We start from the raw sequence: 13,388 nt of genomic DNA on the forward strand, positions 1-13,388 counted from the left end.
CCACCCTCTCCATCGCCCGACAATCCGACATGGCCCATCTCCAGCTCACCGACATCGACCTCGCCTTCGGCTCCCACCGGATCGTCCGGAAGCTGTCCTTCAGCCTGGAAAAAGGCCAGATCGGCTGCCTGCTGGGCCCATCGGGCTGCGGCAAAACCACCGTGCTGCGCTGCATCGCCGGTTTCGAGAACGTCGCCGCGGGCGAGATCCGGCTCGACGGCCAGGTGGTCAGCACCGCCGGCGAGCATCTGCCCCCCGAACAGCGGCGCATCGGCATGGTTTTCCAGGACTACGCGCTGTTTCCCCACCTGACCGTGGCGGACAACGTCGCCTTCGGCCTGCGCAAGGAAAACGTCGAGGCGCGCAAGACGCGTGTCGGCGAGCTGCTGAAGCTGGTCGGCCTCGGCGACCAGGGCCGCAAGTATCCGCACGAGATGTCCGGCGGCCAGCAGCAGCGTGTCGCGCTCGCCCGTGCGCTGGCACCCCGCCCCAGCCTGCTGCTGCTCGACGAGCCGTTCTCGAACCTCGACGTCGAGCTGCGCGAGCGGCTGTCCCACGAGGTGCGCGACATCATCAAGGCCACGGGCACCACTGCCATCCTGGTCACCCACGACCAGCACGAAGCCTTCGCCGTCGCCGACGAGATCGGCATCATGCACGAAGGCCGCATCCAGCAATGGGACACGCCCTACAACCTCTACCACGAGCCGGCCAACCGCTTCGTCGCCGACTTCATCGGCCAGGGCGTGTTCGTCGACGGCCAGATGCTGGACGAACGCCGCGTCCGCATCGAACTCGGCGTGCTCGACAGCCACGTGCCGCTGTCCTGCGGTGAGCAGAAGGCATGCAGGCCCGACGAGCCGGTCGAGGTGCTGCTGCGCCCGGACGACGTCGTCCACGACGATGCCAGCCCGCTGAAGGCCGAAGTCCTGCACAAGGCCTTCCGCGGCGCCGACATCCTTTACACCCTGCGCCTGGCCAGCGGCGCCCGGGTGCTGTCGCTGGTGCCGAGCCACCACAACCATGCGATCGGCGAACGGATCGGCATCCGTCTGGACGCCGACCACGTCATCACCTTCCAGGACGCACGGGCAACCCAGGCGGCCTGAGCGCGGCATGATTCCCTGGCTGGACGGCCCGCCCGGTTTTCCGCCGGTCGAGCGCGCACTTCGAGAACCGAACGGCCTGCTCGCCGCCGGCGGCGGGCTGAGCCCGGAATGGCTGCTCGCCGCCTACAGGCAGGGCATCTTCCCCTGGTTCAACCCCGGTGAACCCATCCTGTGGTGGAGCCCGGACCCGCGCCTGGTGCTCGCGCCCGAGCAGATCCGCATCAGCCGTTCGCTGCGCAGGATCCTGCGCCGGCGCGATTTCGAGATCCGCTTCGACACCTGCTTCGGCACCGTCATCGACGCCTGTGCGGCGCCCCGCGCGCCCGGCCTCGGCACCTGGATCACACCGGAAATCCGTGCCGCCTACTGCGCCATGCACGAACTCGGCCACGCCCACAGCGTCGAAAGCTGGCGCGACGGCCGCCTGGTGGGCGGGCTGTACGGCATGGCGCTGGGGCGGATCTTCTTCGGCGAGTCGATGTTCTCGCTCGAATCGAACGCCTCGAAGGCAGCGCTCGCCCACCTCGCCCGCTTCCTGCACATGCGCGGCTATGTCATGATCGACTGCCAGATGACGACGGCCCACCTGTTGTCGATGGGTGCAGCCGAGATTCCACGCCGCCAGTTCAGCGACATCCTCGCGAATCACGCCTCGGCCGGCACCACAGCGGCCCGCTGGCCGGCGGACGCCGCGCAGCACATCGACTGGGGCTAGCAACACGGCAGGGAGCGAAGATGCAGAAAGACTACCCCTATGCCCTGATTCAGTTCTACGCCACCGCACCCTATGCCTGCTCCTACCTGGCGGGCCGCAATGCGCGCTCGCAGGTCGCCACCCCCGGCCACCTGATCGACACCCAGGTATACGGCGAACTGGTGCGGCGCGGCTTCCGCCGCAGCGGCGTGTTCACCTACCGGCCCCATTGCGACACCTGCCACGCCTGCGTTCCGGTGCGCATCCCGGTGAAGGATTTCCGCCCCGACCGCAGCCAGCGGCGCGCCTGGGCGCGCCACGCCGGACTGCGGGCAGTGGAACGGCCACTGGCCTTCGTCGAAGAGCACTACCGCCTCTACCAGCGCTACCAGGCCACCCGCCACGCCGGCGGCGGCATGGACCTGGACAACCGTGAGCAATACACCCACTTCCTGCTGCAGACCCACGTCGACACAAGACTGGTGGAGTTCCGCGAGGGCGATGCCCTGTGCATGGTCAGCATCATCGACCGCCTGGAGGACGGCCTGTCCAGCGTCTACACCTTCTACGAACCGGAGCTGGCCAGGGGATCGCTCGGTACCTACGGCATCCTGTGGCAGATCGAAGCCTGCCGCCGCATGGATCTGCCCTATGTGTATCTCGGCTACTGGATCGGCGAGAGTCCGAAGATGGCCTACAAGGCGCGCTTCCATCCGCTGCAGGCGCTGCGGGCCGGCCAGTGGGTGGCAATGGAAACCGTGACCGGAGGCGGTACCCCTCAGGCGTCCCGCCAGGCGCCCGACTCCGATGCCAGCACCCCCGGCACCATCGCCTGACACTCACCGAATCGCTACAATCCGCCGATGCTCTACGACATTGCCCGCCCCCTGCTGTTCTCGCTCGATGCCGAGACCGCCCACGAATACGCCATCCATGCCCTGAACCTCGCCGGCCGCGTGCTGCCCGCCGGCCAGCCCGAACCGGCCGAGCCGGCCGAAGTCATGGGCCTGCGCTTCCCCAACCGCATCGGCCTCGCCGCCGGCCTCGACAAGAACGGCGAAGCCATCGACGGCCTCGCCCGCATGGGCTTCGGCTTCATCGAGATCGGCACCATCACGCCGCGCCCGCAGCCCGGCAACCCGCGTCCGCGCATGTTCCGCCTGCCCGAAGTGCAAGGCGTCATCAACCGCATGGGCTTCAACAACCACGGCGTCGATGTGCTGCTCGCCCACGTCAGGGCAGCCAGGTTCCGCGGCATCCTCGGCATCAACATCGGCAAGAACTTCGACACCCCGATCGAGAATGCCGCCGACGACTACCTCGCCTGCCTCGACAAGGTCTATGCGCTGGCCAGCTACGTCACCGTCAACATTTCCTCGCCCAACACCAAGAACCTGCGCCAGCTGCAGGGCGAATCCGAACTCGACGACCTGCTCGGCCGCCTCAAGGCCGCCCAGACCCGACTGGCCGACAGCCACGGCCGCTACGTGCCGCTGACGCTGAAGATCGCCCCCGACCTCGACGAAGCCCAGGTCATCAACATCGCCGATGCGCTGCGCCGCCACCGCATCGACGGCGTCATCGCCACCAATACCACCATCGCCCGCGACAAGGTGCAAGGCATCCCCTACGGCGACCAGCAAGGCGGCCTGTCCGGCGCACCGGTGTTCGAGGCCTCGACCGCCGTCGTCCGCCAGCTCGCCACGGCACTCGCCGGCGAACTGCCGGTCATCGCCGCCGGCGGCGTGCTCAACGGCAGCAATGCGCTTGCCAAGCTGGACGCGGGCGCAGCCCTGGTGCAGGTCTACAGCGGCCTGGTCTATCGCGGCCCGGCGCTGGTGCGCGAATGCGTGCGCGCCACGCGCAACTGGAAAGCGCCTTCCGCCTGAACCAGGCGATCGCAGCCGGCTCAGAAGCTCGAGCCCGGCTGCTGCAGAAACTCGATTTCCTCGGCGCTGGACTCCCGCCCCAGGATGGCGTTGCGATGCGGATAGCGGCCGAAACGGTCGATGATGGCCTTGTGGCGCAATTCGAAATCGTGGCTGTCCTGCGGCGCCCAGCGCCCGAACAGGCGCTCTGCCTCCACGTGGATCAGCCGCGACTCGCTGTGCATGTACGGCATCAGCAGGAAGGCACGCTCGGCAGGCCCGAGCTCATCCAGCGCGCCGCCTGTGACGGCTTCCTGCGCCAGCACCAGCGCCATGCCGTCCTGTGCGAAAGCGCGCGGCGTGCCACGGAAGATGTTGCGCGAGAACTGGTCGAGCACGATGATCTCGGCCAGCCGGCCGTGGGCGCTGCCGCGCCAGCCATGGCATTCACCCCGCGCCGCGCTTTCCAGCAAAGCCCCGTAACGTTGGCGAAGCCAGGCATCGAAATCCGCCTCGACCTTCCACCACTGTGCCGGCTGGATGTCCTCGAACCAGAAATGCAGGATTTCCTCGTGCATGCTTGCCTCCTTGCCGTGAATCACATGACGGCACAGCTTACCCGGCCAAGCCGGCAGCAGGCCTGGTCGATGGCGCATCTTTTCATGGCCGCTCCAGAACCCTCGGCCCCGCTCCTTGGCTGCAACTGGCAATCAGGAGCTCAAACCCCGCCATTACGGTTTCTTCAGCAGTTCATGACTTCATCTTCACCAGCTCAGGGGTAATTTCGCCATCGCCCGGCAAATTTTAATGCGGTGAGGCAACGGTTTTCCGTGCCATCCAATTGACACGCCTGGCATGGAAAATCTATTCATTCCTCTCCCCTGGAGCTGCAGGTGATCCCTTTCAAGTCACGACTCGTGCCTGGAAGCCGCTGGGTTTTACTGACAGCGATGATCCTCGCCTCGTTTGGCGCCAGTGGCTTCTTCCTGCACGCCCCGTCGACACTCCAGAGTCTCGCGGAAAACTCCGATAGCCGGTCGGAGCTGCTGAAGAACTGGCGCAATGGCGATGTGATTGTCCTGGTGCGCCACGCCGAACGCTGCGATCGCTCCGACGCGCCATGCCTGTCTTCCGCCGATGGCATCACCGTTCGTGCCCGCTCCGTGGCCAGCGATCTCGGACACAGTTTCGACGCGATGGGACTCGCCAATACCGACATCGCCAGCAGCCCGTTGCTGCGTGCCCGACAAACTGCCGAGGGCATGTTCGGCAGCACTCCCGCCGAAGAGGAATGGCTGTTCCATTGCCGCGGCGCGATGCTCGCGCGAGCCCTGCGGTACAAGCAGCCTCATCGCAATCTGATCCTCGTGACGCACAGCGAATGCATCAGGGATCTCGAATCCGCGATGAGTAATCCGTATCCAGCCATAGCGGACTATGCGTCGTCCGTCTTCGTGATCGATAACGGCCGCGAAGCGCCTTCTCTGCTGGGCTACCTCGATGCCGACCAATGGCATGCGGTCGTTTCCACCCGTTGATACAAAAACCAAGGACTGCGGAATGTTTCCGGTTTCTCGTCGTCGTTTTTACCTGCTCAACCTCGGTATTCCGCTTTTCCTGGCCGCGCTGATATTCTGCATTTTCGATCTGACCAGTCTGGACGTATGGATCAGCAACCATCTCTACGATCCCGTCACCCAGACCTTCGTACTCCAGCACGACCGCACTTTCGAAAAGCTGACGCACAAGATGCCGCGGATCCTTCCGGACTCCATGGGCACATTGTCGATCGTCGGGATGATCCTCTCGCTCCTGTGGCCGCTGCTCCGGCGAGCAAGTGGAGGGCGGGAGATCGGGTGGCTGGAGAGTACCCGGCTGGCGCCGATGCTGCGCTGGTTTTCAGACCATCGCCGCGACTTTCTCTTTCTGGTGGTGTCGGTCGCGGTGACCACCGGGATGATCCATTATTTCAAGGCCCACACCAGTGTCTGGTGTCCTGTGCAGACCACGCTCTATGGCGGCGTAAACGAGCACCGAGAATGGTTCGAGACCTTCAATCTCCTGCATGACGTGGGCGGCGGGCGTTGCTGGCCGGGCGGCCACGCATCCAGCGGCTTCACGCTCATCGCGCTGTATTTTGTCGGCCGCCGTCACTGCTGGAAGTTCACCAGGCAACTATTCATCGCCGTCATGATCTTGGGCCTGATCTATGGCAGCACCCGCGTCCCGCAGGGGTGGCACTTCGTCTCGCACACACTCTGGTCGGGCGTTCTGGTGTGGTTGAGCATGTTCGGAACTGCGTTGGCATTCTACGGGCGTGAGCAGTTGAGCAAACCCTCATCGAACAAGCGCCACCTGCCGCATCAAGAACCGGCAGGAAGTTCTGCGTCGGCACGAGCCGCGGCCTGAAAACCCGGCGACGCGCCATTCGAGCGATTTATAATGCCGGCATTGCCCCATCCCTCCAATTGAAATGGGGTTCATCACCTGGCGTCTGCAGCAAGCATGGATTTCCATGGCCCTCCTCGCCACCAAGCGGCTGTTGAATGAGGCTTCCTGCGCCCACGATGAAAACCGCTGACCCCGCATTGCCGCGCGCCGGCTGGCGTGCCGTGCCCGGCAGTGTCTGGGCGCTGGGCTTCGTCTCCATGCTGATGGACATTTCTTCCGAGATGATCCATGCGCTGCTGCCGATCTACATGGTCACGGTGCTCGGCACCTCCGTGCTCGCCGTCGGCCTGATCGAAGGCGTCGCCAATGCCACCGCCTCGATGGCCAAGGTGTTCTCCGGCGCACTGAGCGACCGCTTCGGCAGACGCAAGCTGATGGCGGCCCTGGGCTACGGTCTGGCGGCAGTGACCAAACCGGTTTTCCCGCTGGCCGGGACACTCGACTGGCTGGTCGGCGCACGATTCGTCGATCGCATCGGCAAGGGCATCCGTGGCGCGCCGCGCGACGCGCTGGTGGCCGATGCAACGCCGCCGGAATTGCGTGGCACGGCCTACGGCTTGCGGCAAGCCCTGGACATGGCCGGTGCCGTTGCCGGGCCGCTGCTGGCCATCGGCCTGATGTGGCTCACGGCCAACCACTTCCAGACCGTGTTCTGGGTCGCCGTTCTTCCAGCCTTTCTCGCCGTGGGCGTGCTGCTGCTGTTCGTGCGCGAGCCGAAGCAGCCGGTGGTGGCGTCATCCCGGCCGGGCCCGCCCTTGTCCCGCGCCGCATTGGCACATCTCGGCACAGCCTACTGGTGGGTGGCCGGCATCGGCGTGCTGTCCTCGCTGGCGCGCTTCAGCGAGGCCTTCCTGATCCTGCGCGGCAGCGAAACCGGCCTTTCGCCGATGTGGGCGCCGCTGGTGCCGGTGCTGATGGCCGCGGCCTTCACGCTGTCGGCCTATCCGGCCGGGGCGCTCTCGGATCGTGTCAGTCGGGTGACGGTGCTGGCACTCGGCATGGGGGCCCTGATCGCCGCCGACCTGGTGATGGCCTTCGTGCCCGGACTGGCCGGGCTGGCCATCGGCGTGGTGTTGTGGGGGCTGCACATGGGCTTCACCCAGGGTGTGTTCAGCGCGCTCATTGCCGACAGCGCTCCGGCCGAATTGCGCGGCACGGCCTTCGGGGTCTTCCACCTGCTCACAGGGCTGGCGCTGCTGCTGGCCAGTGTGACAGCCGGGACGCTGTGGGATGCCTGGGGCTACCGTGGGACATTCCTGTGCGGGGCATCGTTCGCAGTCCTGACGCTGCTGGGCCTGGCCACGCTGCGCCGGCGTTCCTTCTTCCCCTCGCGGGGCGAGTAGATCGCCTCCGAGCAAGCACGCCCTGCCCTGCGCACCAAGAAACCATGGCTGGCTGCCCCAAGTACCGTCGGCCCCTCAATGCCGGCAGGCGGCAGCAAGATCGAGCGCGCCATCACGCACCGAGGTGTCGACGTCGAGCAAGCCGAGCACGGTGTGGAAGAGATTATCGTGCGATGCCGCTTGTGCTGTTTGGGCACGAAGGCATTCCTGGTCGAGGCGGTTGCGCGCAGCGAAGCCGGACGAGAACCACATCACCATCGGCACCTTGATCTGCTCGTCGGGGGCGATCGAATACGGCAAGCCATGCAGGTAGAGGCCGTTTTCGCCGAGCGATTCACCATGGTCCGAAACGTAGATCATCGCCGTGTCGTACTGCTTGTCCAACTCCTCGAGCAGATCGATGGTTCGCGCAAGCACATGGTCGGTGTAGAGCAGCGCATTGTCGTAGCTGTTGAGGATCTGCTCACGGCTGCATTTCGACAATTCGTCCTGATCGCATGAGGGCGTGAAGCGGCGGAAAGACTCCGGGTGGCGGCGGAAATATGCCGGACCATGATTGCCGAGCTGATGCAGCACCAGCACGAGATTGCCCTGCGCCTCGCGCAACAGCGCGCGGCTGCTGTTCAACCAGCGCCTCGTCCAGGCAACGGCCGTCGGCGCACAGGGCCGGCAAGGCAGCCGGATCAGGGCGCATGGACTCCACGCCATCGCAAACCCCCTTGCAGCCGGACTGGTTTTCGTTCCATACCACGCGCAAACCCGCATGCTTCAAGGTGTCGAGCAACGACTCGCTGCCGCGGATCGCGTCTTCGTCGTAGTTGCGCCGCCCCTGTACCGAGAACATGCAGGGCAGCGACACCGCGGTATTGGTGCCGCAGCTCGTAACGTCGGGGAAGTTGATCACGCCGCGCCGGGCCAGTTCGGGCGTGGTGTCGCGCGCTGCCGGGTAGCCCGCATTGCGGTTCAGGCCCCAATTGGCGGCACGTGCGGTCTCGCCGACGACGATCACGAACAGCGCGGGCTTGGCGGCCGAAGCCCAGCTCGCTCCGAGCCGGGCATCGGTACCGAGTGGCTGACGCGGCAGATTGGCGGCCTTCACGTCTTTCGTCAGCACATGCGCCATCGACCAGAGCGGTGCGGCAGGCGTGATGAGGTAGCGCACTTCCTTGGCATTGCGCATCTGCGCGGAAAAATCCTTGAACACGCTGCCGAGCGCAGCCACGGCGAGGACCAGGGCAAGCGCAACGGTCGCGGCACGGCGCAGCAGCGCGCGGCCTGGATGCAGGCGCCGCAGCTTCACGCGGGCAAGCACCACCAGCGCGGGCAGCGCGAATCCACCGACATGCAGGAACAGGCCGGGCGTCAGCAGCTCGCCGGCTTCGGCGACATCGGTCTGCAGCACGTTGCGCAACATGCTGGGGTCGAAATACACCCCGAAACGCTGGGCGTAGTAGCTCGCCACCAGCGCGACGAGAAGCAGCAGCACGAGCAGCGGCTTGGTGGTCCAGCGATTGAGCAGCGGCGCGATCAGCAGAAAATGCAGGGCTGTCAGCGCAGTGCCGACGGCCAGGACATAGGCGAGCGCCCCTCCGCCATCGCCTCGGCCGGCCAGCAAGGCCTGCCAGAAAGGCAGGTTGCAGACGAGAACGAAATACAGGCTGAAGCCAAGCAACAGGCCTTCGGACGAGACGGCCGGCCGCCAGTGTGCCAGGCCGCGCCAGCCTGGCGGCGGCGAAACATCGGCGGCAGGGCTGGGTGGGAAGGTAAACGACGGCGGGGCAAGAAAGGGACTCGATTCGGGCATGAGACCGCGCGGGATCGGAATGATCGGCGCAATCTACGCAGCAGCCCATCAGCAAAGCGTGATGCGGATGTGAGGAAAGCGTGAACTCGCCCCGGCACCACTCATCAGCACGCAATGGATCAGCGATACGCCATGCCGACGAGGCCAGCAAGCACCAGCGTACCGCGCCGCTCGCGCGATTTCTTCATGACTTCGTCGTATTCGGAGCCAGCCGCCAGCCGATGCTGTGCACGGTTTCGATGCCGTCGAAACCGTGCCCGGACAGCGCCTTGCGCAGCAGGTGCACCTGGCTGCGCAAGGCGTCGGCCGAAGGCGGCTCACCTTGCCACAGGTATTCCTCCAGCCGGCGGCGCGGCACTACCCGCCCGTCGTATCGCATCAACAGTTCGAGGATCATCAGATTCTTGCGCGTCAGCTTGATCTCCCGCCCATCGACGGTGATGACCTGCTCCGCCACCACATAGCGCAGGGGGCCGTAGTCGAGCACGAAGGCAGTATCGGAAAGCTGCCTGGAACGCCGGATCAGCGCCTTGCTGCGCATCAGCATTTCTTCCAGCGCAAAGGGCTTGACCAGGTAATCGTCGGCGCCGCTGGAAAAACCCAGCGCCTTGTCTTCCAGTGTCGAGCGCGCGGTCAGCACCAGCACGGGTATCGTCAATTGCAGCTCTTCCCGCATCTGCTTGAGCAGGCCATAGCCATCCATGCCGGGCAGACCGATGTCGAGCAGCACCAGATCATAGGGCTCATGCCCCAGCCGTTCGAACGCAACAGTGGCGTTCCGGGCTACACAGGCGCTGAAGCCTTCGCTTTCCAGCGCAAGAAGCAGATTCTCTGCAATAGCCAGTTCGTCCTCGACGATCAGGACGGTATAGGGAATCTGTTGTTTCTTGCGGGGAGGCATTGGTATCTCACGACAACTACGGGGAGCCCACACCAGATGTATCGGTAGGTCAGCGCTTTCGGGCAGGCTATTTGTTTCAGTGCATCTGGGCAGGCTATCAGTTCAAATGTGAAGAAAAGGTCAAATGCGATTGTTTCCCTATCTAATGAGTACTGTTTTCATTATTTTTTCGGTCTGCGTTTATTTTCAGCGGAAATTCGACGTACCGTTTTCTATTCTTGCGCTGTGCCTTGACCCGACAGATCAAACTCGCCTGCGCAGCTTCTGAATGCATATCGGACTGCCGCCCCTGGTGAGCCGGTGTCCCTTTTCTCCAGAATCCGCAAAGGAAGCCAGATATATATGAACCCCAAGGAAAGACCGATCGCGTCCGCCGCCACACTGCTGCCGCTGGAGACCTTTCAGCCGGCCTTCGGACGCTCCGTCCTGAGCGGAGTGGCGATTGCCGGCGCCATTGCCATTGCGCCGGCGGCCCATGCGCAGGGCACAAGCGGTGCCCAGGACCTGACGCTGGGGGAAGTCGTCGTCACCGGGACCAGCGATACCTACAAGGTGAATGAAGGCAGCGCCGCCACCCTGACCGCGCCGCTGCTGGATACGCCGCGCACGATCAAGATCATCACCCAGCGCGAGATCGAAGAGCGCGGCGCCACCTCGGTCGAGGATATTCTGCGCACCACCCCTGGCATCACGCTCGGCAGCGGCGAAGGCGGCACGCCTTTCGGTACGCGGCCCTACATCCGGGGCTTCGAGGCCGCGTTCAACATGGCCGTCGATGGGGTTCGCACGCGCGGGCGCACGACCTATGAAAGCTTCAACATCGAAACCATCGAAGTCAATATGGGTTCGGACGGCGTCACCGCCGGGGCCGGCTCGGCTGCCGGCAGCATCAATCTCAACTCCAAGGAACCGCGCCGGGGCGAAAGCTTCCACGATCTTTCGCTCATGTTCGGCAATGCTTCGCAGAAACGTGCCACCTATGACGGAAACTTCCCTATCGGCGAAGACCTGACCGCGCGCCTGAACCTGCTGTGGCAGGACTCGGACGTTCCCGGCAGCAAGCACGTCGAGGACAACAAGCGCGGCATCGCACCCGCGATTGCCTGGAACATCAGCAACGACAGCAAGCTGACCTTCAAGCTCCAGCACGTGGAAAGCACCGGACGCCCCGGTGGCCGCATGCCTTTTGCCAACGCGACCTGGAACAACAACCGCCATCTCGATGGCTGGAAGGACTACGGCTGGGGCACGCCCGACGATCCGTGGATGCCGCTCGAAAACGTCGACCGGGACAACTACTACGGGGTGCTGGGCCGCGATTTCCGCGAGTCGAACAATTCCAGCGCGAACCTGAAGTTCGAACACGCGCTGAACGACAAATTCCTGCTGACCACGGGCCTGTCCTGGCTCGAGACCGACGTCGAGATGGCCATCATGCGGCCCGCCGTCACCGTCTCGAACGGAAGGTTCGTGGTGAACCGCAACGGCAATGGCGGCTACCGGGCCTCCAAGCGCGCCACCGACACCGCCACCTTCAACACCAACGTCCACGGCCGTTTCGAGCTGGGCGGGCTGGAGCACAGCGTGTCCTTCGGCGTCGAGGTGGCGCGGGACCGGGTACGCAACGGTTCGACGACCACGACCGTGGCAACGCCCAACGGAACGCCGCTGTTCGATCCCGATCCTCGTCCCTCCTTCACCGTCACCGGCAGGTTCGGCCGGCTCGGCACGCCGGTGACGACCAGGACCAAGGCGCTCTACGCCTTCGATACCGTGAAGCTCAACGATCACTGGATGGTCAACGCCGGCTTCCGCGTCGAGAAGTTCGAGATCGACGACGGCGCACGGAACTGGGGCGACACGCTCAAGGACTACCAGGTCGGGATCATGTTCAAACCCCTGCCGAACGCGACCATCTATCTCTCCCGCAACACCACCTCGTCGCCGCCGGGCGCATGCGCCAACCAGGGCGGCAGCAACTGCCCGGGCGACTCGTTCAACGACTTCACCGTCAGCACCAAGGCCGAGGAAACCGAGAACACGGAGCTCGGCATCAAGTGGGATGTACTCGACGGCAAGCTGTCGCTGACGGCGGCCTTGTACAACACCGAGAAGGACAACGCGCGCATCGCCGACGAAGACGGCAACTACACGCTGAACGCCGGCAACCATCGCGGGCGCGGCTACGACCTGGGGGTGGCGGGGCAGATCACGCCCCGCTGGGCGATCACCGCCGGCTACACCTACCTCGACGCCGAGGAGAAGGACAAGGAAACCAGGAATGTACCGATCAATACCGCCGAACACACGTTTGCGTTGTGGACGACCTACGCGATCACCGACCGCTTCACGATCGGCGGCGGGGCCAACCACGTCAGCATGAAATACGTGAATCCGCAGAATACCTACGCAGTGCCGAAATACTGGCGCTACGATGCAATGGCGGCTTATCGGCTGACCAAGGAGGCCACGCTGCAATTGAATGTGACCAACCTGTTCGACGAGGTTTATTTCGACTCGTCCCACGTTGGTTCCTTCGCCACGCTGCAACCGGGCCGAAGCGTCACGGCCAGGCTGAATTACAGATTCTGATTTCCCTTTCGAAACCGGATGTCCGGGTGGCGGAATGCCACCCGGGCTTTCTCCGTAAACTCCGATATGTCCGAGATACGACAATAGGCGCAAACCCGATGATGCTGAGTCCGGAAACCCGCATGCCTTCCCTGGTCCATAACAACGACTCCACCGCCGCCGCCATCAATGCCGTGCGCAAGGCAGGCGTCTCCGTCACCGTGCCCCGTCTGGCGGTATGGACGGTGCTGGCCCAGGCCGACGAGCCGCTGCAGCCCTACGACATCCAGGCCCGCCTCACCGGGAACGGCGTCACCCTGTCGCTGTCGTCGATCTACACCGTGCTGAAGCGCTTCGTCGAAGCGGGTGTGCTGACGCTCCACGCCATCGACGCGGGGAAGTCCCACTACTCCCTGGCAGAAAAGGACTTCCGCCAGCACATCCACTGTGAAGAGACCGATCGCGACTACTGGCTTGCCGATCCCGAGTTAACCTGTGCCATCGAAGCATTCTGTCGCCGGCACGGCTTCGAGCTCTCCACCTATTCGCTGGTTGTGAAAGCCAAGCCGGTGAATCCAGCGACCTGAAACCTGCTCTGGGCGGCATCGCCAAGATCGTTCATGGCAGGCAAATCTCGGCAACCTGCC

The 13,388-nt window shown here is 64.4% G+C and carries 13 protein-coding genes; 9 read left to right on the top strand and 4 right to left on the bottom strand.

All coding sequences use genetic code 11. The features are described from left to right. The first annotated feature begins 29 nt into the window (after positions 1 to 29). From QM748_RS06690 to QM748_RS06705, 4 genes are read left to right on the top strand one after another with little or no spacing between them, the layout of a single operon-like run. On the top strand, positions 30 to 1,109 hold the full coding sequence (locus tag QM748_RS06690; protein ID WP_415246245.1) for an ABC transporter ATP-binding protein: 1,080 nt from the start codon (positions 30 to 32) through the stop codon (positions 1,107 to 1,109). A gap of 7 nt (positions 1,110 to 1,116) precedes the next feature. After that, positions 1,117 to 1,824, top strand: coding sequence for a leucyl/phenylalanyl-tRNA--protein transferase (aat, locus tag QM748_RS06695; protein WP_415246246.1), 708 nt, complete (start codon positions 1,117 to 1,119; stop codon positions 1,822 to 1,824). A gap of 20 nt (positions 1,825 to 1,844) precedes the next feature. After that, positions 1,845 to 2,639, top strand: coding sequence for an arginyltransferase (locus QM748_RS06700; protein ID WP_415246247.1), 795 nt, complete (start codon positions 1,845 to 1,847; stop codon positions 2,637 to 2,639). 27 nt (positions 2,640 to 2,666) lie between these two features. After that, positions 2,667 to 3,692, top strand: coding sequence for a quinone-dependent dihydroorotate dehydrogenase (locus QM748_RS06705; protein ID WP_415246248.1), 1,026 nt, complete (start codon positions 2,667 to 2,669; stop codon positions 3,690 to 3,692). A gap of 20 nt (positions 3,693 to 3,712) precedes the next feature. On the opposite strand, the gene QM748_RS06710 is transcribed toward QM748_RS06705, so the two are convergent. Next, positions 3,713 to 4,249: a DUF924 family protein gene (locus QM748_RS06710; protein ID WP_415246249.1), complete on the bottom strand. Its 537-nt coding sequence runs from the start codon at positions 4,247 to 4,249 to the stop codon at positions 3,713 to 3,715. Between the two features lie 315 nt (positions 4,250 to 4,564). On the opposite strand from QM748_RS06710, the gene QM748_RS06715 reads away from it, so the two are divergent. The 3 genes from QM748_RS06715 (at position 4,565) to QM748_RS06725 (ending at position 7,465) form a co-directional block, all read left to right on the top strand. Further along, the gene (locus tag QM748_RS06715; protein ID WP_415246250.1) at positions 4,565 to 5,209 is read left to right on the top strand and encodes a hypothetical protein; all 645 of its coding nucleotides are present in this window, start codon (positions 4,565 to 4,567) and stop codon (positions 5,207 to 5,209) included. After that, positions 5,172 to 6,080: a phosphatase PAP2 family protein gene (locus tag QM748_RS06720; protein ID WP_415246251.1), complete on the top strand. Its 909-nt coding sequence runs from the start codon at positions 5,172 to 5,174 to the stop codon at positions 6,078 to 6,080. Before QM748_RS06715 ends, QM748_RS06720 begins: the two co-directional genes overlap by 38 nt. A gap of 158 nt (positions 6,081 to 6,238) precedes the next feature. Further along, positions 6,239 to 7,465 (top strand): MFS transporter, encoded by a 1,227-nt coding sequence (locus tag QM748_RS06725; RefSeq protein ID WP_415246252.1) that lies wholly within the window; start codon positions 6,239 to 6,241, stop codon positions 7,463 to 7,465. A 75-nt stretch (positions 7,466 to 7,540) separates the two neighbouring features. On the opposite strand, the gene QM748_RS06730 is transcribed toward QM748_RS06725, so the two are convergent. The 3 genes from QM748_RS06730 to QM748_RS06740 all read right to left on the bottom strand — a co-directional run bounded on the left by QM748_RS06730 (position 7,541) and on the right by QM748_RS06740 (position 10,170). Then, a complete protein-coding gene (locus tag QM748_RS06730; RefSeq protein WP_415246253.1) occupies positions 7,541 to 8,047 on the bottom strand; it encodes a phosphoethanolamine transferase in 507 nt (168 codons plus the stop codon). Then, positions 7,929 to 9,269, bottom strand: coding sequence for a phosphoethanolamine transferase (locus QM748_RS06735; RefSeq protein ID WP_415246254.1), 1,341 nt, complete (start codon positions 9,267 to 9,269; stop codon positions 7,929 to 7,931). The genes QM748_RS06730 and QM748_RS06735 overlap by 119 nt, the downstream gene beginning before the upstream one ends. 184 nt (positions 9,270 to 9,453) lie before the next feature. Continuing rightward, positions 9,454 to 10,170, bottom strand: coding sequence for a response regulator transcription factor (locus tag QM748_RS06740; RefSeq protein ID WP_415246255.1), 717 nt, complete (start codon positions 10,168 to 10,170; stop codon positions 9,454 to 9,456). Positions 10,171 to 10,512: 342 nt separating this feature from the next. On the opposite strand from QM748_RS06740, the gene QM748_RS06745 reads away from it, so the two are divergent. Together QM748_RS06745 and QM748_RS06750 are read left to right on the top strand one after the other, a co-directional pair. Further along, a complete protein-coding gene (locus tag QM748_RS06745) occupies positions 10,513 to 12,762 on the top strand; it encodes a TonB-dependent receptor (protein WP_415246256.1) in 2,250 nt (749 codons plus the stop codon). A gap of 122 nt (positions 12,763 to 12,884) precedes the next feature. Continuing rightward, positions 12,885 to 13,328 (top strand): Fur family transcriptional regulator, encoded by a 444-nt coding sequence (locus tag QM748_RS06750; RefSeq protein ID WP_415246257.1) that lies wholly within the window; start codon positions 12,885 to 12,887, stop codon positions 13,326 to 13,328. The last annotated feature ends 60 nt before the right edge of the window (positions 13,329 to 13,388 follow it).

It is taken from the genome of Thauera sp. (assembly GCF_047601425.1).
Taxonomy (GTDB): Bacteria; Pseudomonadota; Gammaproteobacteria; order Burkholderiales; family Rhodocyclaceae; genus Thauera.